This window comes from Streptomyces sp. NPDC023838 (assembly GCF_040639555.1).
Classification (GTDB): Bacteria; Actinomycetota; Actinomycetes; order Streptomycetales; family Streptomycetaceae; genus Streptomyces.
In genome coordinates this window covers 43376-67416 of the sequence record NZ_JBFAAD010000029.1, presented here as the reverse complement: position 1 = coordinate 67416, position 24041 = coordinate 43376, and the positions used below count along the sequence as shown (strand labels likewise).

The 24041-nt window shown below is 72.8% G+C and carries 22 protein-coding genes, 1 tRNA gene and 1 pseudogene; 8 read left to right on the top strand and 16 right to left on the bottom strand.

All coding sequences use genetic code 11. From position 1 onward, the window contains the following. Window positions 1–107: 107 nt before the first annotated feature. The 6 genes from AB0G17_RS28535 to AB0G17_RS28510 are packed head-to-tail and all read right to left on the bottom strand — an operon-like array spanning window position 108 to window position 5928. Complete coding sequence (locus tag AB0G17_RS28535) at window positions 108–965, bottom strand: inositol monophosphatase family protein (protein WP_361388883.1); 858 nt, start codon at window positions 963–965, stop codon at window positions 108–110. Window positions 966–969: 4 nt separating this feature from the next. Beyond that, entirely contained in the window at window positions 970–1827 is an 858-nt protein-coding gene (locus AB0G17_RS28530) for an NAD(P)H-binding protein (RefSeq protein WP_361388880.1), read from the bottom strand. 44 nt (window positions 1828–1871) lie between these two features. Further along, the gene (locus AB0G17_RS28525; RefSeq protein ID WP_361388877.1) at window positions 1872–2558 is read right to left on the bottom strand and encodes an FmdE family protein; all 687 of its coding nucleotides are present in this window, start codon (window positions 2556–2558) and stop codon (window positions 1872–1874) included. Between the two features lie 54 nt (window positions 2559–2612). Next, complete coding sequence (locus AB0G17_RS28520) at window positions 2613–3230, bottom strand: hypothetical protein (protein ID WP_361388874.1); 618 nt, start codon at window positions 3228–3230, stop codon at window positions 2613–2615. After that, window positions 3227–4687, bottom strand: a complete 1461-nt coding sequence (locus AB0G17_RS28515; RefSeq protein WP_361388871.1) for an adenylosuccinate lyase family protein — start codon at window positions 4685–4687, stop codon at window positions 3227–3229. Before AB0G17_RS28515 ends, AB0G17_RS28520 begins: the two co-directional genes overlap by 4 nt. Continuing rightward, entirely contained in the window at window positions 4684–5928 is a 1245-nt protein-coding gene (locus AB0G17_RS28510; protein ID WP_361388868.1) for a Glu/Leu/Phe/Val dehydrogenase dimerization domain-containing protein, read from the bottom strand. The genes AB0G17_RS28515 and AB0G17_RS28510 overlap by 4 nt, the downstream gene beginning before the upstream one ends. Before the next feature lie 173 nt (window positions 5929–6101). Here AB0G17_RS28510 and AB0G17_RS28505 point away from each other — a divergent pair, with 173 nt between their 5' ends. After that, window positions 6102–6572, top strand: coding sequence for a MarR family transcriptional regulator (locus tag AB0G17_RS28505; protein ID WP_361388865.1), 471 nt, complete (start codon window positions 6102–6104; stop codon window positions 6570–6572). Window positions 6573–6934: 362 nt separating this feature from the next. On the opposite strand, the gene AB0G17_RS28500 is transcribed toward AB0G17_RS28505, so the two are convergent. Together AB0G17_RS28500 and AB0G17_RS28495 are read right to left on the bottom strand one after the other, a co-directional pair. Further along, window positions 6935–8044, bottom strand: a complete 1110-nt coding sequence (locus AB0G17_RS28500; protein ID WP_361388953.1) for a nitric oxide synthase oxygenase — start codon at window positions 8042–8044, stop codon at window positions 6935–6937. A gap of 432 nt (window positions 8045–8476) precedes the next feature. Continuing rightward, complete coding sequence (locus tag AB0G17_RS28495) at window positions 8477–9295, bottom strand: helix-turn-helix transcriptional regulator (RefSeq protein ID WP_361388862.1); 819 nt, start codon at window positions 9293–9295, stop codon at window positions 8477–8479. A gap of 258 nt (window positions 9296–9553) precedes the next feature. Here AB0G17_RS28495 and AB0G17_RS28490 point away from each other — a divergent pair. Further along, a pseudogene (locus AB0G17_RS28490) lies at window positions 9554–10718 on the top strand (MFS transporter). Here the strand turns inward: AB0G17_RS28490 and AB0G17_RS28485 are convergent. Together AB0G17_RS28485 and AB0G17_RS28480 are read right to left on the bottom strand one after the other, a co-directional pair. After that, window positions 10670–10984, bottom strand: a complete 315-nt coding sequence (locus AB0G17_RS28485) for a diacylglycerol kinase family protein (RefSeq protein ID WP_361388859.1) — start codon at window positions 10982–10984, stop codon at window positions 10670–10672. The pseudogene AB0G17_RS28490 and the gene AB0G17_RS28485 overlap by 49 nt on opposite strands. Before the next feature lie 68 nt (window positions 10985–11052). Next, window positions 11053–11147: transfer RNA gene (locus tag AB0G17_RS28480), tRNA-OTHER, on the bottom strand. A gap of 268 nt (window positions 11148–11415) precedes the next feature. Between AB0G17_RS28480 and AB0G17_RS28475 the strand changes: the two genes are divergently transcribed. Both AB0G17_RS28475 and AB0G17_RS28470 read left to right on the top strand, forming a co-directional pair. After that, entirely contained in the window at window positions 11416–12087 is a 672-nt protein-coding gene (locus tag AB0G17_RS28475; RefSeq protein ID WP_361388856.1) for a GDSL-type esterase/lipase family protein, read from the top strand. A 119-nt stretch (window positions 12088–12206) separates the two neighbouring features. Further along, window positions 12207–13160, top strand: a complete 954-nt coding sequence (locus AB0G17_RS28470; protein ID WP_361388853.1) for a DUF2156 domain-containing protein — start codon at window positions 12207–12209, stop codon at window positions 13158–13160. 15 nt (window positions 13161–13175) lie between these two features. On the opposite strand, the gene AB0G17_RS28465 is transcribed toward AB0G17_RS28470, so the two are convergent. From AB0G17_RS28465 to AB0G17_RS28455, 3 genes are all read right to left on the bottom strand, one after another. Further along, window positions 13176–13937: an AfsR/SARP family transcriptional regulator gene (locus AB0G17_RS28465; protein WP_361388850.1), complete on the bottom strand. Its 762-nt coding sequence runs from the start codon at window positions 13935–13937 to the stop codon at window positions 13176–13178. Window positions 13938–14171: 234 nt separating this feature from the next. Next, window positions 14172–15065: a hypothetical protein gene (locus AB0G17_RS28460; RefSeq protein ID WP_361388847.1), complete on the bottom strand. Its 894-nt coding sequence runs from the start codon at window positions 15063–15065 to the stop codon at window positions 14172–14174. After that, complete coding sequence (locus tag AB0G17_RS28455) at window positions 15062–16072, bottom strand: SPFH domain-containing protein (RefSeq protein WP_361388844.1); 1011 nt, start codon at window positions 16070–16072, stop codon at window positions 15062–15064. Before AB0G17_RS28455 ends, AB0G17_RS28460 begins: the two co-directional genes overlap by 4 nt. 284 nt (window positions 16073–16356) lie before the next feature. Here AB0G17_RS28455 and AB0G17_RS28450 point away from each other — a divergent pair, with 284 nt between their 5' ends. Continuing rightward, window positions 16357–19017 (top strand): TIM-barrel domain-containing protein, encoded by a 2661-nt coding sequence (locus tag AB0G17_RS28450; protein ID WP_361388841.1) that lies wholly within the window; start codon window positions 16357–16359, stop codon window positions 19015–19017. Between the two features lie 106 nt (window positions 19018–19123). On the opposite strand, the gene AB0G17_RS28445 is transcribed toward AB0G17_RS28450, so the two are convergent. Both AB0G17_RS28445 and AB0G17_RS28440 read right to left on the bottom strand, forming a co-directional pair. Then, complete coding sequence (locus AB0G17_RS28445; RefSeq protein WP_361388838.1) at window positions 19124–20038, bottom strand: DMT family transporter; 915 nt, start codon at window positions 20036–20038, stop codon at window positions 19124–19126. After that, window positions 20035–20319, bottom strand: coding sequence for a hypothetical protein (locus tag AB0G17_RS28440; RefSeq protein ID WP_361388959.1), 285 nt, complete (start codon window positions 20317–20319; stop codon window positions 20035–20037). The genes AB0G17_RS28445 and AB0G17_RS28440 overlap by 4 nt, the downstream gene beginning before the upstream one ends. Before the next feature lie 180 nt (window positions 20320–20499). Here AB0G17_RS28440 and AB0G17_RS28435 point away from each other — a divergent pair, with 180 nt between their 5' ends. Further along, a complete protein-coding gene (locus tag AB0G17_RS28435; protein WP_361388835.1) occupies window positions 20500–21099 on the top strand; it encodes a TetR/AcrR family transcriptional regulator in 600 nt (199 codons plus the stop codon). 66 nt (window positions 21100–21165) lie between these two features. On the opposite strand, the gene AB0G17_RS28430 is transcribed toward AB0G17_RS28435, so the two are convergent. Further along, window positions 21166–21945 (bottom strand): DeoR/GlpR family DNA-binding transcription regulator, encoded by a 780-nt coding sequence (locus tag AB0G17_RS28430; protein ID WP_361388832.1) that lies wholly within the window; start codon window positions 21943–21945, stop codon window positions 21166–21168. 213 nt (window positions 21946–22158) lie between these two features. Between AB0G17_RS28430 and AB0G17_RS28425 the strand changes: the two genes are divergently transcribed. Beyond that, window positions 22159–23046 (top strand): SIS domain-containing protein, encoded by an 888-nt coding sequence (locus AB0G17_RS28425; RefSeq protein ID WP_361388829.1) that lies wholly within the window; start codon window positions 22159–22161, stop codon window positions 23044–23046. 133 nt (window positions 23047–23179) lie between these two features. After that, window positions 23180–24037, top strand: a complete 858-nt coding sequence (locus AB0G17_RS28420; RefSeq protein WP_361388826.1) for a ketose-bisphosphate aldolase — start codon at window positions 23180–23182, stop codon at window positions 24035–24037. Window positions 24038–24041: the final 4 nt, after the last annotated feature.

Below are 24041 nucleotides of genomic sequence, written 5' to 3'. Positions count from 1 at the left end.
TGTTGAGCGCGGGAAGGGGCGTCAAGACTGTCCGCGCGCCAGTGGGGAGCCGGCCGCGCGGCCGCGGCGCCCTGTTCGGCCGGGGGGCCGGGCCCGACCCCCCGGCCTCACCCCGGCGACGGTGCCGCCGGCCGGGCCCTGGCTCCGGCGAGCGCGGCGGCCGGCCGGATGCCGTGCCGGGCGAAGGCGGTCAGAAGCGTCCTGGTGAGCCTCGGGCGGCAGATCACGGCGAGCGGCGAACGGCCGGGCTCGACCGGACCGGTCAGCCTGGCCACCTGCAGCCCCGCCGCCTCCGCCACCCGGAACAGCGCCTCGTCGCCCCAGTCCCAGGCGCCCGCGGTGTGGATGTAGGCGTCGGCGTCGCCCTGGATCACCGCCAGGGTCTTGGCGCCGGGCGAGCCCATCGCCACCAGCTCGGCCCCGGTCTGGCGCACGACCGTCCGGGCGAACGGGGCCGGGTCGCGGGTGTCCACCACCACGCGCGGACGCTGTCGGGGTATCGGCGAAGGGTGCCGCCACCCCGCGTCCCGGTCCGCCGTGCACACCACTTCGCACAGCGCCGGGACCGCGACGGCCGCGGCCACCACGCCCCGCTCGCGCTCCCACAGGGCGAGCCGCACCGACCAGTGCGGATCCCCGTCGGCGTGGTACTCCTCGGCGGAGTCCAGCGGCTCGACCAGCCACACCCGGCGTCTGCGCAGAGCCTCCGGCGGCCGGTCGGCCGGGCCGGTGAGCACCCCGTCGCGCGGATAGCGGGCGCGGATCCGGTTGCGCAGCAGCAACCCGGACCAGGTGCGGCCCAGCTGTGCCATCTTGGCGCCGCCGGGCGCGAGCCCGTCCTCGTGCTGCAGGCGCAGATCGAGGAGCAGCCGCCCGGCCGCCACCGTGGCGCGGGCCGCGAAGCTCGCCGCGAGGAAGTCGTCGGCGACGACGGTCCGTTCGGCGGTGCGCGGGGTCGCGGGCATCGGCTCAGCCTCCCGATTCCGGCAGGAAGTGGTGCAGGTGTGCCTTGAGGAAGTCCGCGACCGGGCGCGGCTCCTGCCCGGTGACCCGGCGCACGTCGTCGGTCACCGGCTCGCCCGCGCCCGCGCGGAACTGGCCGAAGAGCGCGTCGAGTTCGGCCTCCCACGGCCGGTGCTCCCGGGCCAGCCACGCCGCGAGCTCCGGTCCGGCGAGCTCCTTCGCCGAGACCGGTACGGACGTCATCCGACCCAGCAGCTCCGCGAGCTCCGCGAAGGTGGGCGCGGCCGGGCCGGTGAGGGCGTAGGTGCGGCCCTCGTGCCCCGGCCCGGTGAGCACCCGCGCGGCCACCTCGGCCACGTCCTGCTCGTCCACCACGCTCACGCCCCGCCCGCCCGCCGGGTCGACCAGCACCCCGCGCCGCCGGACCTCGGGCGCGTAGTGCCGGATCAGCTCCTGCATCGGGTAGTTGGGGGAGAGGATCGTGTACGGCAGGTCCCGCTTGGCCAGGTACCGCTCGGTGATCCAGTGGTGGCGCGCACCGGCCGCCGGGCTGTCCTCCCGTACCGCCGCCTGCCACGGCGACATCTTCACCAGCCGCGCGCCGACGTCCGCGGCGACGTCCACCGCGGCGCCCTGGCACTCGACGTCACAGGCGGCCGAGAGGAACAGGCTCGTGCAGCCCTCGGCGGCCGCCCTGACCGAGGCCGGGTCCGACAGGTCCCCGGCCACCACCCGCACGCCCGGCCCGGCCGGGACCCGCTCGGGGTCCCGGGCCAGGACGGCCACCTCCACGTCACGCTCCCGCAGCGCGCGGACCACCAGCTGCCCGAGCCCGCCGGCCGCGCCGATCACGAACACTGTCACGGCCGCAGGGCCCCTTCCGTACGTACGCGCTCCGTCGGCATCGGTCAGTGCTTGTGCTCGTGCTTGTGCTCGTGGTGGTGCTTGTGGCTCTGCGGGTGGTGCCCGTGGTCGCCGTGGCCCTCGGGCAGCACACCGCCGTGCGCGGCCAGATGGCAGGCCGGGCAGACCATGCGGCCGCGGTGGTCGTGGAGCGTCTCGACGCTGGTGGGCTCACCGCAGTCCACACAGAGGTCGGTACGGGCCAGGTGCTTGACGCCCGGCGCCGGGCCCTCGACCTTCTCGACCGCCAGGATCTCCTCGTCCGCCACGCTGAGCAGCCCGGAGATCCGCTCGCCCTGCAGCCGCGCGAAGGCCGCCTCGTCCTCCAGGGTCGCGGTGCCGTCCTCGATCCGGCCGGCCAGCGCCCAGATCTCCTCGGTGCGGAAGACGATGCTGTCGGCCTTCGCGCGTATCCGCACCCCGGTGGAGCCGTCGCGCTCCCAGAGCGTGAACACATTGCGGCCCGCGTCCTGGTGGATCAGGTTGCGCTTGCCGTACGTACAGCCGGTGAGCACCTGGAGCGCGTCGACCGCGCACGCGTCGGTCTCGGAGACCAGGACCAGGGGGGTGCCCGGGTCCTTCAGGTCCAGGGCGGTGAGCGCGGCCTCCGCGACGCGCACGCCGAAGGCGGCGCCGGGGCATTCGTGACCGTGGAAGCGGATGACGTCGTTGTAAGCCTGGGTGCGATCCATGACGACCTCTTGATGGGTGAGAAGTGAGAAACGGGATGGTCGGTGCGGGGTGGTTCAGGCCCCGGCCGGGCGCATACCGGGCAGCGGCGGGACGATGCGGACGGTCGCCTCGCGGTCGTTGTCGCCCTCGAAGAACGCCCGCAGCACCGGGCGGTGCAGATCGACGACGGACAGGATGAACGTCCACTGGCCCGACTCGGCGGCCAGCACCCGGTCCAGACGGGTGCAGGTGTCCCGGACCGGATCATGCGGCCAGGGCACGCGGTGCGTGTGGTAGTTGCCGAACAGCACCCAGCCGGCGTCGTCGCAGGCGTCGTCGATGGCCATCAGCTCGCGCGGGTCCGCGATCCAGCCGCGCTGGTCCATCGGCGTCTCGGACGGGATGGCGTGCTCCTCGACGACCTCGTCCATCCGGGCGCGGTGGCCGCTGTCGTGGCGCATGTTGACGATGAGCGGGAAGACGGAGCCGACCTGGATGCCGCCCGGCACCGGCCGGCCCGCGAGCATCCCGAACGCCTTGCGCTCCTCGGTCTCGCCCGCCAGGTAGTGGCCGGTGAACTTGCGCACCGCGTGGGCCACCAGGCTGGAGTAGAGCGGACGCGGGAAGACGATCTCGCGGGCCCGGGATATCTCCCCGGCGTCGGGCTCGGCGGTCGCGGTCGCGGCGCTCACCGCACCTCGCCGCCTTCGGTGCGCGCGGGGCGCGCCAGGACCGCCCGGGCCCCGGCCACCGCACGGCCGGTCAGAGCGACGGACTGGCCGAGGTAGGTCGCCGGGTCGAAGATCTCGTCGAGCGCGTCGGCGTCCAGCGGCGCGCCCGCGAGCCCGTCGCGGCCGGTCACCTCGCGCATGGAGGAGCCGTTCTCCCGCGCCGCCTGGACCAGTTCGTACACGTACTCGTGCGCGGTCTGCTTCCCGATGTGCTTGCCGAGCGCCAGCATCAGCTTCTCGGTGGCGATCTGCTCGGCGACCGCCGAGACGTTGGTACGCAGCCGCTCCGGCCGCACCGCGAGGCCGCCGATGAGGTGGGTGACGATCTCGCACGCCGAGAGCGCGTAGTGCGAGGCGTCGGGCACACAGGCCCATTCGATGCGCAGGGACCGCGAGTCGCGCTCGTGATCGCCGCCCATGCAGGCCAGCGCGTTGGCCATCTGCGCGGCCGTCAGCCGGGCCATCACGACGGCCTGCTCGCACGCCTCCGGGTTGCGCTTGTGCGGCATGGTGCTGCTGCCGACCTGGCCGTGCCGCCAGCCGATCTCCAGCTCGCCGAACTCGGGGCGGGACAGGATGCGCACCTCGTCCCCGATCCGCCCCATCGTGCCCGCGACCATGGCCAGACAGGACACGAACTCCACGATCCGGTCCCGTGACACGTGCCAGCCCACCGCCGGCGCCGCGAGCCCGAGGCGGCCGGCGAACGCGTCCAGGAGCGGCAGCGCCTGCTCGCCGAACCCGGCCATGGTGCCGACCCCGCCGAAGAGCTGGGCCGCGAGAACCCGGGGCCGCAGCTGCTCGATGCGCTCCAGGTGCCGGACGATCTCGTCCAGCCAGCTGGCGATCTTGATCCCGAAGCCCATCGGCAGGGCGGGCTGGGCGTGGGTGCGGCCCAGGGCCACGGTGGCGCCGTTGGCCTCGGCCAGATCGGCCAGCTGCCCGGCGAGCGCCCGCAGAAGTGTCTCCATCTCGTCCAGGACGTCCCGCATCTCCAGGACCTGCGCGGTGTCCTGGATGTCCTGGGTGGTGGCGCCGTAGTGCACGTACTCGCCGGCGCCGCCCTCGCAGGAGGCCTGGAAGACGCGCAGGAAGCCGACGAGCGAGTGGCTGGTGCGGCGGATCTCGGCCTGGATGGCAGGCAGGTCGAGCCGGTCCACATCGGCGGCCTCCGCGATCAACCGGGCGGCCGTAGCCGGGATGATCCCCAGCTCACCCTGGCTCAGGGCGAGCGCCGCTTCGACGTCGAGCCATCGTTGGTACCGACATCGGTCACAGAAGATGCGGTGGCTGGCTCGGGTGCTGTACCGGTGCCCGTAGAACCGCGAGTCGGTGATGTGACTGCGTAAGTGGGCGCACTCGGTGGTCGCCGGAGCCTGGCTGGTGAGCGGGGTCTGCGGCGAGGGTGCGGTGGTCATGACGGTCGCCTCTCGGACTTCAGCGGAGTACGGACGGAACGCCCCCGGCCGCCCCGGGGCGAGGGGCGGGCCGGGCGGTAGGGACTTGCGCCATACGGCTTCTCGCCGGGCGACACGATCGCCGACGCCGCGATGCCGTCGGCCACCTGACGGGGGCTCAGCCGCCGGTCGCGCGCTCCGCAGAGGATGTCGCCGACGAGCTCGCGCATCATCGCCCCGATGGTGTCGAGCACCTCGGGCGCCGTGGGTGTGGTGCGGGGGCCGAAGAGCGCCTCCATCGAGGCCGAGCCGCCGATCCCGCCGATGAAGTCGGGGACGACCACGACGCCCCGGTCGAGCAGCAGCTGCTCGGCGGTGGTGCTCAGCCCGCAGTTGGCGCCCACCGCGACGATCGGCACCGGCAGCACCGCGGCCTGCGAGGCGGTGATCGCGTTCTCGCCGCCTGCCAGAACCAGCACATCGGCGGGTAGTTCGAACAGCGCCTCGCGGGGCAGCCGCATCGGCTCGGCCAGCAGGCTCTGCACGGGGCGGCGCTGGTCCAGGGGGAGCATGCGCGCAATGTCGAGGCCGCGCGGGTCGACCGCGCAGCCGTACTCGTCGGCCACGACCGTGATGCGTACGCCGGCTTCGAGCAGGGCGAGCGCGGCGGCCCGTCCCAGGTTGCCGAAGCCCTGGAGGGCCACGCTGACCTGGCTGTCGCGGCGGCCGGTGTGGGCGGTGGCGGCGAGCGCGGAGTGGGCGAGGGCCTGGCCCGCCCGGCGCTGGCCGAGCGTCAGCAGGCCGACCCGGGTGTTGAGCAGCTCCATCCGGGCGCGGAACTCGTGGTCGCTGATCCGCTGGGCGCGCCGGACGGCGATCTTGGCGGAGCCGATGCCGAGCGCGGCGGCCGTCCGGTCGAGCTCCTCGAACCGGGTGCCCATGTCGCAGCCCATGCTGAAGCGTGTGCTCAGCTCCTCGGCCAGGAAGGCGACGAACCGCCGCAGTACCTCCGCGCGGTGCGGTCCGTGCGGGTCGTAGGCGATGCCGCACTTGGCACCGTCGACGTTGACCCCGAGCACGCGCTGCTTGAGCGTCATGCGTCCCGCGAGGGTCTGGAGGGTTTCGGCGGTGAGCCCGGCCTGCATACGGCACCCGCCCGCCGCGAGGCGGCAGTCGGTGGCGTCGTACACAAGGTAGCCGGGGCAGTGCTCGACTGGATCCGCATACTCGATGACGCTGACCATGGTTCCCCCGTAGGTCATGAAGATCGCGCAGGCGAGGCGCGACGATTGAGCAAGATAGATTGTCTGCTACAGTGACAATCAGCTGCTCTGTTGAACCGGGAGCATGGCCGACCGGTGACTTGGGAGTCAAGGGGCCTGATGCGTGGCCCTCATGATGGACCGTCACCACTGGAGGGTGAACCGAAAAAGTGGTGACGAAGAGGGAACCGAACAGTGGGACACAGCCGTTGTTCCAGGGGTTGCAAGGCTGGCACGGGTTCCTTCTCCGCAAGGCCGGCCAGCGTTTCACCGAGCAGGCCGAGCAGGCCCTGGTCCATCTGAACATCACGCTGCGTCAGTTCGGGGTGCTGAACGTGGTGGACTCCGAGCCCGGGATCAATCAGCGGATGGTCGGACAGACCCTGCGCATCGACCGGACGACCATCGTCGGCCTCGTGGACGACCTGGAGCAGAAGAACCTCCTGGAGCGCCGTCGTGGCGCCGACCGCAGGACCTTCGCGCTCTATCTGACCGACCGTGGCACCGTGTGCTTGCGGGATGCCGGGGATCTGATGGTCAAGATCCACGAATCGTTCCTGCAGCCCCTGTCGGTGGCCGAGCGCGATGTGCTGCGTGAGCTACTGCAACGGCTCGCGGTCGCGGACGAGCCGACGGGCCTCTAGCGCGCCCTCTCCGGGTCCCTGAACTTCCGTATGCCAGCAGCAATGTGACGATTCATCAGCCCATTGCTGTCCGTCACTCTTGCCTATCGTGTGCAATTACGTCAGTCTGGCAGTGGGCCCGTCGGCGTGCCGCACGCCCTACGGACGGCCCGCCCAACCCGCCGCGTACGGCGCCGAAGCGGCACCGTCCCCTGCCGGGGGTCGGGGCGGTCGCGCACACCAAGGGGTTCGGGCTCGCGGCCGGAGGACTCCGGCAGACGGAAGTACCAGACCATCTCAGTTTCCCAGAGGGCACCGCTGTACGCCCGCGACCCCGCTCCCGGCTACGTACACCCGCCCCCGGGTGATCCGGCGGGGGTGCCTCACGACATGCGCCGAATCGATTCGCCGCGTGCCCGGGCGGCCGCCTCGGGATGATGCGCGAACCCGGGCCGCAGCTCCGCCGCGTCGTACGTGCGGTGAAACACCTCCGTGGTCGCGCCCGACATCGGCGGCACGATCCACGACCAGTCGGCGGGCACCGGGCGGCCCTTGTGCTCCTCGCGCTCCAGATGCCGTACGAAGCGCCGGGACTCCGTGTGGTGGTCGGCCATGGTGACCCCGGCCCGGTCGAAGGAGTGCAGCACGGCCCGGTTGAGCTCGACCAGCGCGCGGTCCTTCCACAGCGAGCGGTCGTCGGCGGTGTCCAGGCCGAACCGCCGGGCCACGCGCGGCAGCAGGTCGTAGCGGTCGGTGTCGGCGAGGTTGCGGGCGCCGATCTCCGTCCCCATGTACCAGCCGTTGAAGGGCGCGGCCGGATAGTGGATGCCGCCGATCTCCAGACACATCCCCGAGATCGCGGGCACGGCGTGCCAGCGCAGCCCCCACTCCCGGCTCCACTCGTCGTCCGGGTGGTCGAGCGGCACCTCCAGCACGGCCTCCCCGGGCAGTTCGAAGACGCGCGGCTTGTCGTCGACGCCCTCCACGACCAGCGGCAGCACGTCGAACGCGGTACGCGGTCCGCCCGGCCAGCCGAGCCGCAGCGCCAGATCGGTGAGGCCGGCGTTGCGCGGGTCGCCGAGCACCCGGCCGTCGTCGGCGCGGTAGCCCGCGTACCGGATGAGCTGCTCGTTCCAGATGCGCGGGCCGGGGCGGCCCGGCGCGTCCGGGGCGAACACGGTGATCAGGGGCCGGATGCGGCCGCCGTTCGTGGCGTGGACCAGATGCTCGGCGCACGCCTCGGCGATCGGCTCGGCGTCGGTGAGGCCGCGCAGATCGCGCACCCGCAGCGAGCGCCAGTAGAGGCGGCCGATACAGCGGTTGCTGTTGCGCCAGGCCACCCGGGCGCCGAACGTCAGCTCCTCGGTGGTGTGCCGGTACGTCCCCGTGGCGCGGATCTCGTCGGCTATCTCCGCGAGGCGGCGCTCCGGCCTCCCGAGCGCGGGCTCCTCCGCGTGGTGCAGCCGGACGAACTCGGCGGCCTCCCGCCACAGCGCGGCCTCGGCCGGGGCCGGGCCACCGCTCGCGGGGCGCCTCGGCCTGGCGAGGAATTTCCGTATCACGCGTACCTCCGGGCCGAACGACGATCGGTGGCCCGATGATGCCCGCGATCCGGCGGCGGCGGACGGCCGTTATGGAGCAGTGATGGGCAATGGCGTGTTCGGATCGCGCGATGACTGCTTTCGATCGGGTGGGATCGCTTTACGGGAGCGGTCGCGTGGGGCCGGCCGCAAGGGTTCAGCCATGTGGGGCTCGGTAGCGTGGGGAGGGTCGCGCGGGCTGGGTCGCGTGGGGCCCGCCCGAGGGCCCGTCGCGTGGGACCGGGAGCACCCCCGTGACCTCCGGTCCCACGCGGTCCCGCTCGGCCCGTCGGCCGGGCCCTTTCCTCCGCCGCCCATGGTGGCAAGGGCCACCTGTGCCCGGCGTCAACCGGCCGTTGGGTCCGTGGTAAACCTGCGCGGTACACCGGACCCGGGCGCGGACCCGGGCGCGGGCCCGGTCGTCGCCCGCCGTGCCCCCGGTGTGTGCCCGAACGCCCGCCGGAAGACGTCGATGAACGCGCTCGTCGACGACCACCCGCACTGCTGGGCCACCGACGTGACCGTGGCGTCCCCGGCCAGCAGCACCAGGGCGTGGTGCAGCCGCAGTTGGGTGCGCCACTGGGGAAACGTCATCCCCATCTCCGCGCGGAACAGCCGGGCGAGTGTGCGGGCGCTCGCCCCCACCTCCGCGCCGAGCGCCGCCAGCGACCGGGGGTCGGCCGGGTCGTCGTCCAGGATCGCGCAGAGCGCGGCGAGCCGCGGATCGCGGGCGGTGGGCAGGTGCAGCGGCTGCTCGGGCGCGTGCCGCAGCTGGTCCAGGACGACCGCCAGCATCCGGCGGGCCTGGGGCGTCTCCTTCGGCCCCGGCGAGCTGTACGCGATGATCAGCTCGCGCAGCAGCGGACCCACCGCCAGGACGGCGGGCCGGGCGAGACCGAGCGGATCGCGGTCCACCGGAACGCCGACGGTGTGCAGGTCGGTCTCCCCGTACGCCCGGTGCTCGTGCGGCGTCCCGGCCGGCACCCAGATCGCCCGGGTGGCCGGGGCTACCCAGCTGCCCGCGTCCGTCGTCACCGACAGGACGCCCCGCCCCGCGTAGACGACCTGGTGCACCTCGTGGTGGTGCGCCCGCACGCCCGTACCCGGTGCGAGGAACCTGGTCGTCGTCGGGATGTGCGGCGGACCGTGGCGGAATATCGGCACAGCCCGGCACTTTATCGGAAGCCCGCCGACGGGCCCTGCTCGCAGGATCGAGGGGTGACGACGACACCAAGGCCAACCGGCGCCAGTGGCGGCCCAACCGGACCGAAGCCGACCGGCGCCGACGGTGGCCCAACCGGCGCAACCGGCCCCAGCGACCCAACCGGCCCCAGCGCCCCCACCACCTCCAAAGACCTAACTGACCCCACCAGCCCCACCAGCCCCACCGGCTCCACCCAAAGGCCGTCCCCGATAGCCGTGATGGCCCTCGGCCACGCCACGGTCGACTTCTACCAGGGGGCGGTCCCCGCGCTCGTCCCCTTCCTGGTCGCCGAGCGCGGCTACGGCTACCCGGCCGCCTCGGGCATCGTCCTCGCCGCGACCCTGCTCTCCTCGGTCGTGCAGCCGTTGTTCGGGGCGCTCACCGACCGGTGGACCATGCCGTGGCTGATCCCGGTGAGCAGCCTCTGCGCGGGCGTGGGCATCGCGCTGTCCGGGCTCGGCGGCTCCTACGTCCTCACCTGGCTCGCGGTGGCGCTCGCCGGGATCGGCGTCGCGGCCTACCACCCGGAGTCCGCGCGGCTCGCCCGCGCCGCCGGGCGGGGCAGCCACGTCGCCATGGGGTGGTACTCGCTGGGCGGCACCCTCGGCTTCGCCCTCGCGCCGGTCGCCGTCGGGCCGGTGCTCACGGCCGGGGGGCTCGGCGCGACGCCGTGGCTGGTGGTGCCCGCGGCGGCCGGGGTGCTGGGGACGGGGGCCGCGGTGCGGGTTCTGGCGCGGCGGGCGGCGGGCGGGCAGGCCGCCGCCGCCCGGTCCGCCGGGCCGGACAACTGGCCGGTGTTCCTGCGGCTTTCGGCGGTCGTGGTCTGCCGTTCGGTGGTCTTCGTCGGGCTGAGCGCCTTCATCGGGCTGTACGCCCAGGAGCGCGTCGGCGGTGGTCCCGCGACCGGGTCGGCCGCGCTGTTCACCCTCTTCGCGGGGCGGGGCCGCGGGGACCGTCGCCGGGGGACGGCTGGCGGTGCGCTGGGGCCGGGTCCGTACCGTACGGCTCGCGTACGCCGCCTCGGTCCCGGCCGTGGCGGGCGTGGTGCTGGTGCCCGGGCCCGCGCTCTTCGTCTTCGCCGCGCTGGCGGCCGCCGTGCTGTACGTGCCGTTCTCCCTCCACGTCACCCTCGGGCAGGACTTCCTGCCGAGCCGGGTCGGCACGGCCGGCGGGGTCACGCTGGGGCTCGCGGTGAGCGTCGGGGGAGTGGTCTCGCCGGGGATCGGCGCGCTGGGGGAGGCGGCCGGGCTCGGGGTGGCGCTCGCCCCGCTGATCGGTCTGTGCGCGCTCGCCTGGTGGCTGGCACGCGGGCTGCCCGAGCCGGACGCGGGGGACTACGGGGCGAACACCGCCGGCGCGCGCGGGACCACGTCCAGCGCGTAGGGGGCCGAACCGGTGTACAGCAGGGCGGCGTGCCGCTCCTCCCGTCCGGCGAGCAGCCCCGTCATGATCTCGTGGGCGGTGCCGTCGCCGCCGACGCGCACCAGTGCGGCCGGGCCGCCCGGCCCGCCCGCGGTGCGGGCGAGCTGCTGGGCATGGCCCGGCCGCTCTGTCACAGCAGGCTCGACGGGCGTACCGGCCCCCGCGATCCGTCGCGCGACCTCCTGAGCCATCTCCCGCGAGTGCGTTCCCGTGGCTGGATTGGCCACCACCAGAACGGACTTGGGAGGACGGGCTCATCGACGGACATCTCGGCGCGCTCGGCGAAGCAGTGCTGTGGCGGAGAGGGCAGGAATCGAACCTGCGCGGGCTGCTCGCGCCCGGTCCGGAACGTGTCCGGAACCCCCGTGGGACCTCCCCGGGCACCTCTCCCATCGCGTACGGATGGATCCTCGCGGGGGCCGCTGAGACCCCACTGAGACGACACTGAGACGCGTGTCCTGCCCGGCCGGGTCCCAGGGCACCCGCCGCGGTCCTCCGCAGGTGGCCCGATCCGCCTGCCGCAGGTGGCCCGACCCGCCCGCCGGAGGTGGCCCGATCCGCCCGTCGGTCAACTGCCCCCGCGCCACGCGCGGTTGACTACCGGCCCGCCGCTCATTACGACGGCAGCGTGGGGGCGAGCGAAAGGCTGGGCTGTGCGATGGAGGACGACGATCCGCGCTGTCTGCGTCCGGGTGAGGCCCGGACCCTGCTGGCCGGTCTCCCGTGGCGGCGCGCCGTGGTGATCAGCGGGCAGGAGGGCCGGCTCGCCCGGGGCGCCGTGGTCCCCGGCTACCGGCCCCGGGTCTGGCCCGACCGGGTGGCCCGGACACTGCGCGAGGCCCGCCCCGGCCTCGCCTGCCTCCTGGTGCAGGCCCGGCGCGAACTCGTCCTCGCCGAGGTGCGCTCCCGCCAGCTGGCCCAGGCGCTCGCGTTCCGGGCCGACCTCGCCCTGATCGCGTGCGGTGGGCCCGACGTGCGGGCGCGCCGGTTCGACGCGGATGTGGTGGAGACCGAACTCAGCCGAATTCTGGCCTCGTTGAAGGAGACCGCCTGCCGCCACACCGTGGTCGTCAGCCCTTTCGACTGGTCCGCCTCCGGCCAGGTGGCCGCCGCCCAGCGCGACCGGGTGCGCTCCCGCCAGCGCCTCCTCGTGGAGCGACTGACGATAGTGACCCTCCGTCATGGCGCGCTGCACATCGATCTGATGAAGCAGCAGGACACCGACCCCCGGGCGCTGTGGGGTCCGCAGCCGGGCCGCCTGAACAGCCTGGGCCACGCGGTGGCCGCGGCGGCGGTGGTACGGACACTGGCGGCCCGGCTCACGCCGTAGGCGTCCGGGGCGCCACTTCGACCTGGCCGCCGAGGGGTTCACTGATACGGGACTGAGACGGGCGTGTCAGGGAATTGGGGCCCGCCGCTGCGAAGATGCTCACGACAGGGGGGAATGTCATGAGTATCGACACCTTCGCCGTTGACGGCGGCGACACGGTTTTCGGGGCGTTACGCGCCTACGGCGAGAATCCCAGCGCGTTTCTCGCGATGAGCGAGGGAAAAGAGTACTTCACCGTGGCGGGCAGGCATGGAGTGATCCCTTATCGGGACACCGGCGGCCATCTCCACCAGTCCGCCGGAGTGATCGCTCCCGACGGCGGCCAGGAGCCGTTGCTGCGGGCCTTCACGGAATTCGCCGGAGAACGCCGCCGTAAAGTGGTGGCCACCCGGCTGCGGCGCCCGGAGGCCGAACTCTTCTCGCGGTGCGGATTCACGGTGAACCAGGCGGGCTCGTCCTATTCGGTCTACCTTCCCGAATTCCGCCTCGGCGGGCCGCGCCTGGCCGGGCTGCGCCTCGCGGTCTCCCGGGCGTGGCTGGCGGGGCTGGAGGCGGCCGAAGGGGCGTACGAGGACAGGGCGGCCGGGCCCGGGCGCGACGGAGCCGGGGCGGACGATGCGGCCGACGTGGCCGACGGGCGGCGGGTGTTCGTCGGGCGAGTCGGGGGCGAGGTCGTCGCGTCCATCACCTATCTGCCGGTCTTCGGCACCCGTCCGGGCTGGCTGCATCACACCGCGCGCCGGGCACCGGGGATGCCGGAGGGCGCCCTGGAGGCGGTCAACCTGGAGGCCGTACGGGTCTTCACGGCCGAGGAGGCGCAGTGGCTGCACCTCGGATTCACCCCGTTCGCCGGACTCGGCGCCCAGTACGAGCTGGCGTCCGCGAGCGTGGCGGCGGCGCGGCTGCTGCGACTGGCCGCCGCACACGGCGAGTGGCGCCGCGCGGCGGCCGCGCGGCTCGCCTACCAGCGGATCTGGGATCCGCATCTGGTGCAGCCCGGCTATCTGGCCTGGCGGGGCCGGGCGGCCGCCGGGGCGCTCGGCCGGCTGCTGAAGCTGGCCGAGTCGCCCTGACGGACGCCTCGGGGATCACAGCGTGACCGGCTCCCTGCGCAGGATGTCCTGGAAGCGGGCGCGCAGCGCGTCCCCCGGCTCCAGGCCGAGGCTGTGCGAGAGGCGCTGCCGGGTGCGGTGGTAGGCGTCGAGTGCCTCGGCCTGGCGGCCCGACCGGTACAGCGCGGTGATGAGCTGCTCGCAGAACCGTTCGCGCAGCGGGTACTGGGCGTGCAGCTGCTGGAGTTCGGTGACCACGTCTCGGTGTCTGCCGAGGTCGAGCTCGGCGTCGAAGAGGTGCTCGTACGCCATCAGCCGCACTTCGGTGAGCCGGGTGTAGGCGAGCCGGCTGATCATGCCCTGGCCGGTGTCGAGGAGCGCGGGCCCGCGCCACAGGGCCAGGGCCTCGGTGAGCAGCTTGACCACGCGCTCGGGTGAGGCCCGGCGCGCGGCGGTGGCCTGCCGCACCAGGGCGGTGAACAGCGAGGCGTCGACGTCCCGTTCGGGCAGCGAGAGCGCATAGCCGAAGCTGGACGTCTGGATGAGGCCGCGCAGCCCGTCGCGCCCCGTGCGGGACTCGATGATGCGGCGCAGCCGGGCGACATGGCCCTGGAGCGAGTTCTCGGCGTTGCGGGGGAGTTCCTCTCCCCACAGCTCGTCGATGAGATCGTGCCGTGAGACCGGCCGGTTGGGCGTCAGGGCGAGTGCGGCCACGATGGCCCGTAACTTCTCGCCGGGAATCCGGAAGGTGAGATGGCTGTCGGTGATTTCCAAAGATCCGAGCAGGCGAACTTTCAACGTGCTTCCCCCGTGCTTCGTGCTGGAATCCTGCGACTCCGCCGACGCCTTGAAGGGATCTTCCGGCAGCGCCGGTGGATGTTGATGATCTCCGCTTCGAAGAGCGGTGATCTTACCCCGTAACGAACATGGATGAAGAGTATTTGTCGCTTCTGACAGGGTCAACGCAATTGAAAGTCGAGTGACGCACTGTGAGGTGGCTCACGCCGGAACGCGCCCACCGCCCGGCGCGATTCAGCCGACCAGCCGCAGCGCGGTCTCCGACCGTCCCACGCTCACCGTCTGACCCCACGTCAACTCCAGTGCGTCCGACTCGATTCCGTCGCCGAAGGCGACCAGCCGGTCCGACTCGACGGTCAGACGCAGGCGCTCGGCGCTCTCAAGTACCCCTTCCACCAGGCTCGTTCCGGTCGTGGGCGAGGGCCAGGCCTCCCGTACGAACCAGATGAGCCGGGGGTCGGCCGGGCCAGGCAGGGCGAGGGCGCTGCCGCGCTGCTGCCAGAGCGAGCGCAGCCAGCCCGTGGACCCGGTCCCGGTGCCCACCAGCAGGCCGGAGGAGGCCTGCGGCTCCGGGACGGCGGCCGGGTCGTCCGGGCCCAGGCGGTAGCGGGCGGTCTGGTGGCCCGGCGGCCCCAGATAGATCTCGTTCAGCGCGAGCAGCCGCTGGGTGTCGTCCGCGACCGCCTCCACCATGGTGAGCTCGTCGGCGCGGGTCGTGGCGGCGCTCGGCAGCAACTTTCCGGCGTCGGACGGGCGGTGGCGCACCAGGACGCCCGGGTTGCGACCCGGGTCGGTGTCGATGCCGACCACCGGCTGGCCCGAGAGGTACTTGGCCGCGTTGGCGACCAGTCCGTCCTGCCCGACCACCACGACCACGTCCTCCGGCGCGAACAGGAACCGGTCCAGATCGGCGCGCTCCACCCGCGACTGGCGCCACTGGAGCGGCACGGCCGCCGCCACCTCGGCGAGCGCCCGCCGGGTGCGGTGGTGGCGCTCCGCCACCTCGTCGAGGTCGCGCCCGCGCGAGGCGAGGAAGAACGCGGCCTGGCCGTGGGTGCCGTGCCGGGCCAGCAACTCCTCGTACTCCGTGGTGCGGTGGACGAGCACCGCGCGCTGCGCGAGGCTCACCGGTCCTCCCCGCCCGGGCGGGCCAGCTTGGCGAGCAGCCCGGTGAGGACGTCGGGGGAGAGGGTGAGGCTGTCGATCCGGGGCAGGTTCTCGGCCAGCCGGGTCGCGGTGAGGGCGTGGAGCGTCGCCGTGTCGGCCTCGCCGTGCACGCCCAGCCAGGCGGCCTGCGCCTGGGCGCGGGCCTCGCCGGTCGTGCGGGCCGCCTCGGCCTCGGCCCGGGCGAGCCGGACCGTACGGGCGGCCTCGGCCTCGGCGCGCACGCCGTCGGCGGCCGCGTTCTCCTCGGCCTCGCGGCGGGCGTTGGTGCCGCGCTGCTCGACCAACTGCTCCTCCCTGCGGGCAAGTTCGATCTTGCTGGCGAGTTCGTTCTCGGCGATGGCGCGCTCGCGCTCGACGGCCACGGCCCGGCGCTCGTACGTCGCCCGGTCGGCCTCCTGCTGGATCTGCTCGCGGGCCGGGGTGCGCAGCGCCCGCTCGACCTCCGGCTCCGGGCGGATGGCGACCACCCGTACCGCCACCACCTCCAGACCGGTGGCGGGCAGCCGGGGCTCGGCCGCGAGGCCGTCCGAGATCCGCTGGCGCACCGAGGCCACCCCGTCGACGAGGGCCGCCGCGAGCGGGGTGCGGGCGAGCACGTCGAGCGCGTGCTGCTGGGCTGTCTCGGTGAGCAGCGTGGCCAGTTGCTCCAGCGGGGCGCCGCGCCAGCCGCCGCTGTCCGGGTCGATCGAGAAGTCGAGCCGGGCGGCGGCGACGGCCGGGTCACTGATCCGGTACGTGACGGTGGCCTGCACGGTGACGTCCTGGAAGTCGGACGTCCGGGCGTGGAAGGCCATCGCCAACTCCCGGTCGTCGACGGGCACTTCGGAGAGCGCGGCGGTCAGTGGCCGGAACCAGAAGCTGAGTCCGGGCCCGTCGTGGACGAGCCGTCCGCGCCTGTGGTGGCGGATGTGGGCGGTGGGCGCGGAGCGCAGATGGCGCAGGCCCAGGCGGCGGTTGATGTCGGCCATGGTGGGACCCCCTTGTTTTCGTCATGACGACGATATTGGCTCTCCGGAATATCGTCAAGGTGACGAGATTGGGTGAGAGGGAGTCCCTGCGGGGGTGTGCGGGGTTCACGGCTTTACCCGTCCGGTATGCGCGAAGCCGTTGACATGTACCGGCCGCGTCATGAATCTTTATGCTCGAAACTCCACCGTTCCAAGCATGAACGCGCACGCACTGCACCCTCGTTGTTCGGAAGTGGCTCCGGAATCAGCTCCGGAAGCAGCTCGGTACGAACGGAGAACACTCCTTGCGGAACCTACGACACCGCCGGGGGAGAGTGGCCGCCGCCGTGCTCGCGGCAGCCGCGCTCACCCTCACCGCGCTCACGGTCCCGGCCGCCTCGGCGGCCGACGCCACCCCGCCCTCCGGCACCCTCGACGGCGCCTCCAAGTCCGTCACCTGGCAGAGCCCCGTCTACCCCAAGGGCACGGTCGGCTCGCCCGACAAGTGCGGCACCCCCGCCGAGGACCCGGGCAACGCCGTCTGCGCCCGCTTCGACCTGACGGTGAACCCGCCGGCCGGCGAGTGGGACGACAACCCCGAGGGCGGCGTCCCCGTCTCCATCCAGTGGGAGAAGCCCACCGACGACTTCGACCTCTACATCTACGACTCGGCGGGCAAGAAGGTCGCCGAGAGCGCCGGGACCGCCGACCCCGAGGCCACCGTCATCCCCAAGGCGTCGGGCACGTACCACGTGGTCGTCGTCCCGTACGACGTGCACGACAACTCCTTCACGGGCAAGGCCTATCTGCCCGAGGCGAGCGACGCCGGGAACCTCACCGGCTTCACCGGCGGACACGGCACGTACGAGATCGCGGCGGGCGCGCTCAAGGCCCGCGCCGAGTTCTTCGAGGACGACACCCTGCGCCTGCAGGCCTCACCCGACGGCGTCCTCGCGGACCCGCCGGGCAGCCGCATGATCCAGCACCAGCCCAAGCCGAGGCGGGCGACCAGCTCCTTCGACGCGGGCGCCTACTACGGGATCCGCGCCAAGGACACCGTCCTGCGCGTCTACAAGAAGCCGCTGCGGTTCGGGCTCTACAAGGCCGACAACCGCACCGCGATCTGGCAGGAGGCCGACCCGCTCCGCTGGACCACCGGCGGTCTGCGCCAGAGCCTGACGCGCGGCGCCACCGAGCAGTTCTTCGGCGGCGGCGAGCAGAACGGCAGCTTCTCCCACCGCGACCAGGTCATGAACGTCGGCAACAACACCAACTGGAACGAGGGCGGCTACAACAACTCCCAGCCGTTCTACATCTCCTCGGCCGGCTACGGCGTCTTCCGGAACACCTTCGCGCCGGGCGTCTACGACTTCGGCCCCCACGTCCGCACCGGCCAGCAGGAACGGCGCCTGGACGCCTACTACTTCACCGGTGACGTGAAGTCCGTGATCGGCAAGTACACCTCGCTGGTGGGCAAGCCGTTCATGCCGCCGGTGTACGGGCTCGAACCCGGCGACTCCGACTGCTATCTGCACAACGCCAACCGGGGCGAGCGGCACACCCTGGACGCGCTCAAGGTGGCCGACGGCTATGTGCAGAACCAGATGCCGCTCGGCTGGATGCTCGTCAACGACGGCTACGGCTGCGGCTACGAGAACCTCGCCGAGACCGGCCAGGGCCTCCAGGCGCGCAACGCCCAGCTGGGCCTGTGGACCCAGGACGGCCTCGACAAGCTCGCCGAGCAGGTCAAGGCGGGCCAGCGGGTCGCCAAGCTCGACGTCGCCTGGGTCGGCAACGGCTACGGCTTCGCCCTGAACGCCTGCGACCAGGCGAAGGCCGGCATCGAGGACAACAGCGATGCCCGCGGCTTCGTCTGGCTGCCGGTCTCCTGGGCGGGCGCCCAGCGCTGCGGCGTCCTGTGGAGCGGCGACCAGAAGCTGAGCTGGGACTACATCCGCTGGCAGATCCCCACCTACGCGGGCGCCACCCTCTCCGGCATCGCGTACAACACCGGTGACGTCGGCAGCATCTACACCCACGACCCGAAGATGTACGCCCGCGACCTCCAGTGGAAGGCGTTCCTGCCCGCCATCATGACCATGGACGGCTGGTCGAGCGACCTCACCACGCACAAGCCGCACGACCAGCAGCCGTGGCTGGACGGCGAGCCGTACACCTCGATCAACCGCAAGTACCTCCAGCTCAAGGAGCGGCTCATCCCGTACATGTACGGGCTCTCCAAGGACGCCACGAAGACCGGCGTCGGCGCGGTCCGGCCGCTCTCCCTGGAGTACCCGGACGATCCCAACACGCTGGGGCCGAACGCCAAGTACGAGTTCCTGGCGGGCCCGGACTTCCTGGTCGCCCCGGTCTACAGCGACACGGAGGTACGCGACGGCATCTACCTGCCCAAGGGCACCTGGACGGACTACTGGACCGGGAAGACCTACCAGGGCCCGACCACCGTCAACGGCTACAAGGCCCCGCTCGACACCCTTCCCCTGTTCGTCAAGGGCGGCTCGATCGTGCCGATGTGGCCCAAGGGCACGCTGTCCTGGCAGACCCGGGACAAGGGCGAGCTGGACTACGACATCTACCCGCAGGCCGGCAGGTCCGCGTACACGCTGTACGAGGACGACGGGGTGACCCGGCAGTTCGCGCAGGGCTCCTCGGCCACGCAGAAGGTCCAGGTGCGCTCGGCGGGCCACGGCTCGGTCATCGAGGTCGGCCCCAGCGTGGGCTCCTACGCGGGCAAGCCGTCGGCGCGCGCGTACCGCTTCACCGTCCACGCGAAGTCGGCGCCGGGCGCGGTGACCGCGAGCGGCGAGCGACTGCACCGCTACGGCTCCGCGCAGGAACTCGCGGCGGCGGGGTCGGGCTGGTTCTACGACGCCAAGGCGGGGGTGACGGAGGTGAAGACCGCCTCGGTCCCGACCGCGCACGGCTTCACGGTCACGCTCGGCTGACCCGACGGGCAACCTGACGGGCATACGGAAGGGGCCGCACCGGACATCCCCGGTGCGGCCCCTTTGCCGTCAGCGCGTTGCCGGCCGGGGTGCGTACGTACGGTGCTCAGACCGGCACGCGGGCCGGTTCCGGGGTGCGCGGGGCCGGGGCCGGAACCGAGACCGGGGCGGGTACCGGTTCCTGTACCGGTTCGGCGCCGGTCAGCATGATCACACCGCGCGCGGCGACGGCCGCCGCCGCTGCCGCCGTGAGCCAGCCGAGCGGCCCGCCGTGGAAGCGCTCGCCGAGCAGGGCCACGCCGATCACGGCGGCCGCCGCCGGGTTGGCGAGGTTCACCACGGCCAGCGGCGCCGCGAGCCCGCCCCGGAACGCGCTCTGCGAGAGCAGCAGCCCGCCCACCGCGAACGCCGCCACCAGCACGGCGAGCAGGGTCGTCTGCCACCAGGCCATCGGCCCGCCCGGCAACTCCCGGGCGAGCGAGGCGGTGACGGTCTGGGTGAGCGCGGAGGCCACGCCCGAGGCGACGCCGGACGCGGTGGCGTGGCCGAGCCCGACGCGGCCCGCGCCCGATCCGGCGCGGGAGGCGACCGCGATCAGGAGCGCGGTGGCCGCCGCGACGGCGAGCCCCTCACGCAGGCTGAGCGCGTCACCGGGCGTCGCGGGCCCGGTCACCGCGATCAGTCCGGACAGCCCCGCCAACGTCCAGGCGGCGCCGCGCCATTCGCGGCGCGTGACCCGGCGCCGCTGGTAGTACGCGCCGATCGGCAGCGCCGCGACCAGCGTGAGCGCGCCCAGCGGCTGGACCAGGGTGAGCGGGCCGTAGTGCAGCGCGGCGACGTGCATCAGCGCGCCCGCCGCGTTGAGCCCGACGGCCCACCACCACTGGGGCCGGGCGAGCAGGGCGGCGAGTCCGCCGCCCCCGTTCGCGGAGGCCAGCCGGGACTGGGCGACGGCCGCGAGGGCGTAGCCGGCGGCCGAGGCCAGCGAGAGCAGGATGGCGAGAACCGCGGACTCGTTCATCGCAGCAGCTCCGCGAGCCGGGGAGCGTCGGCGGAATCGGCGGCGGGACCGGCGCTACGGGGAACGCCCGTGCGCCCGGAGATCAGGGCAGAATCCGGGGCACGGGCGGGTTCGGGGGCCACGGCGCGCGTCTCGTGGCCGTTCACCAGCTGCCTGCCGAACTTGTACACGACGAAGAGCGCGGTCACGAGCAGCAGCTCGCGCACCAGGGGCGGCCGGGAGGTACCGGTCGTCTCCGGTCCGGTGGGACGCCTGGTCCCTGGACGTATACCGGCAGCCATTCTCCGGCCCCTCTGAGCAAGAAATCGAGTAGAAGATCGAGCGGAAATCGACAAGCGAACGTAGGGAAGGCTAGATCGGATTTTATCGAGACGCAAACGTCTCGATACGTTTGCGTCTCGGGTGAGCGGGGCCTACTCTCGTACGTGCAGGAGCACTGCCCCACGCACCGGAGGGACACGATGTCCACGCAGGCCGCGACGGCCGCCGCACGCCGCAGCAAGATCAGCCCCGAGCGGGAGCTGGAGCTGTACGAGGCGGTGCTCGACCTGCTGCGCGAGGGCGGCTACGACGCTGTGACCATGGAGGGCGTCGCCGCGCGCACCAAGTGCGGCAAGGCCACGCTCTACCGTCAGTGGAAGTCCAAGCCGGTCCTGGTCACAGCGGCGCTCGACCGGTGCGGCTGCCAGTTCTTCATCGGGATCGACACGGGCACGCTCGCGGGCGACCTGCGCGAGGCGGCGCAGGCCGCGTCCCGCAACAAGGGTCGCGACACCGAGCTGATGGAGGCCGTCGGCCAGGCCTATGTGATGCACCCCGACCTGCGCGAGGCGCTGCGCGAGACCGTCCTGAACCCGGAGATCGCCGCGCTCGACGCGATGCTGCGGCGCGGGGTCGAGCGCGGCGAGGTGGACGCCGGGAACCGCGCCATCGACTTCGTCGCCCCCGCCTTCATGGGCGTCCTGCGCGTCGAGCGGCTCTTCGAGGACCGGTTCGCGGACGCGGACGCCCTGCCGGACTTCCTGGAAGCGGTGATCCTTCCGGCGCTGGGACTGTCCTGACGCCCAGTCAGTTGCCGTACCTCGTACGGGAGTTCACGCCGCCCGGCGCCGTATCCCTTACGGAAGTCACACCGCGAGCACCGTCACGCCCGCGTCGGTGAACCGGGCGAGCGTCTCCTCGGAGGCAGCGGTGTCCGTCACCAGCGTGCCGACCTGATCGGTCGCGCAGATCCGCGCGAAGGTCCGCTTGCCCAGCTTGGTGGAGTCTGCGGCGACCACCACCCGCTCGGCCCGCTCGCACAGCAGCCGGTTGATCCCGGCCTCGTCCTCGTCGTGCGCGGAGGCGCCGTGGGTGACGTCGAAGGCGCCGACGCCCAGCACGGCAACGTCCATGGTGATCTGGTTGAGCACGCCCCCGGCCAGCGGGCCGGTGAGCTCGTACGACTGGGGCCTGGCCACCCCGCCGGTCACCACGATCTTGAACTGGGGCCGTACGGCCAGCTCGTTGGCGATGTTCAGCGCGTTCGTCACGATCGTCAACGCCGGTGAGCCGGAAGCGAGTTCGGGCCGTACGGCAAGGGCGCGCGCCACCTCCGTGGTCGTGGTGCCGCCGGTGAGCCCCACCGCCTCGCCGGGCGCGATCAGATCCGCCACGGCCTTCGCGATGCGCTGCTTCTCCGAGGCCTGCCGGGCCGTCTTGTAGCGCAGCGGAAGCTCGTACGAGACCCCGTGCACCACCGCGCCGCCCCGGGTGCGGACCAGCATCTGCTGCTCGGCGAGCTGGTCGAAGTCGCGGCGGATGGTCGCGGCCGACACGCCGAGCGCCGTCCCCGCCTCCTCGACGTCGAGGCGGCCCTGCTCCACGAGCAGTTCAAGGAGCGCCTGCCAGCGGGCGTCGCGCGACATCCGGACCCTCTTCTCTCCCGTGCTCTCACGCACATTTCACCGTCGTCACCGTCGGTGATGACTTTAACCCACCCCGATATGCTTGATTGTGCTCGAAAGCTAGCTATATTTTGCACAAACACGCATCACGCCTACGTGTCACGCCTACGCATCACGCACACGCATCCAGATCGCGGATCCGGACGACGGATCCGGAGTGAGGGGGAGCCCGGCATGAGCCATGTCGAGAACGAACTCAGCAGCCAGCCCGAGTGCTGGAAGCGCGCCGCCGAGCTGGCGGCGCACCACAAGGACGCCCTGCCCGCGCCGGGCGAGCGGGTCGCGATCGTCGGCTGCGGCACCTCGCTGTTCATGGCCCAGGCCGCCGCCGCACTGCGCGAGAGCGCGGGCCAGGGTGAGACCGACGCCTTCGCCGCGTCCGAGTACCCGACCGGCCGCTCCTACGACCGGGTCGTCGCCCTCACCCGCTCCGGCACCACCACGGAGGTCCTCGAACTCCTCGCGACGGTGCGCGGCGGGGCCCGCACCACCGCGGTCACCGCCGACCCCGAGACCCCGGTGATGCGGGCCGCCGACGACGTGGTCGTGCTGGAGTTCGCGGACGAGGAGTCGGTGGTCCAGACCCGCTTCGCCACCACCGCGCTCACCTTGCTCCGCGCCCACCTCGGCCTCCACACCGAGCAGGCCGTCGCCGACGCGCGCACCGCGCTGGCCGAACCGCTGCCCGAAGGGCTCGTCGAGCGCACCCAGTTCACGTTCCTGGGCCGCGGCTGGACCGTGGGGCTCGCTCAGGAGGCCGCGCTGAAGATGCGCGAGGCGTCGCTGTCCTGGACCGAGGCCTACCCCGCCATGGAGTATCGCCACGGCCCGATCAGCATCTCCACCGGCACCACCGCGACCTGGATGTTCGGCGAGGCCCCGGACGGGCTCGCCGAACAGGTGCGGGCCACCGGGGCCCAGTGGGTGGCCGGGCACCTGGACCCGCTGGCCGAGCTCGTACGGGCCCAGCGCCTCGCCGTCGCCGTCGCGGCCGCCCGGGGCCTGGACCCGGACCGCCCGCGCCACCTCACCCGCTCGGTGATCCTCGACGGCCAGTCGTAGGGGCACGGGGTCGTGACACGTGCGGCTCCGCCGCGACGGGGGTCCCCCCTGTTCGAGCGAAGCCGAGAACTCGGGGGGAGCGACCAGCCACCCACAACCCTCAGCCGACAGACCGTACGAAGAAGGACCCCGGATGCCACTCGCTCAGACCGCCACCCTGGTGACCAACGCTGCGGCCAAGCGCAGCGCGGTCGCCGCCTTCAACATCATCACGCTGGAGCACGCCGAGGCCGTCATCGCCGGCGCCGAGGCCGCGCACTCGCCGGTCGTCCTGCAGATCAGCGAGAACGCGGTGAGGTTCCGCTACGGCCGGGTGCTGCCGCTCGCCCGGGCCGCCGTCGCCGCCGCCGAAGCCGCCGCCGTACCCGTGGCGCTCCACCTCGACCACGTCAAGCGCGACGACCTGCTGCGGCAGGCGGCCGACGCCGGATTCAGCTCGGTGATGTACGACGGCGGCCATCTGCCGTACGACCAGAACCTCGCGGCGACGCGGGCCGCCGCTGATTGGGCGCACACCCAAGGCCTGTGGATCGAGGCCGAGTTGGGCGAGGTGGGCGGCAAGAACGGCGAGCCGCCGCTGGACGCGCACGCGCCCGGCGCCCGGACCGATCCCGAGGAGGCGCGCGTCTTCGTGGCCGAGTCGGGGGTCGACGCGCTCGCCGTCGCCATCGGCAACACACACGCGATGACCACCCGCACGGCCGCGCTCGACCACGGTCTGCTCGCCCGTCTCGACGCGGCGCTGCACGTCCCGCTGGTGCTCCACGGCTCCTCCGGCGTCCCCGACGACGAGCTCACGGCGGCGGTCGCCGGCGGGATGGCGAAGATCAATATCGGCACGGCGCTGAACATCGCCATGACCGACGCGATCCGCGCGTACCTCGCCGCCCACCCGGAGGCGGTGGACGCCCGCAGCTATCTGACGGTCGGGCGTCAGGCGATGGTGCAGGCGGTCACCCGCCTCATCGGGGTGCTGACCACCGAAGCCTGACGCG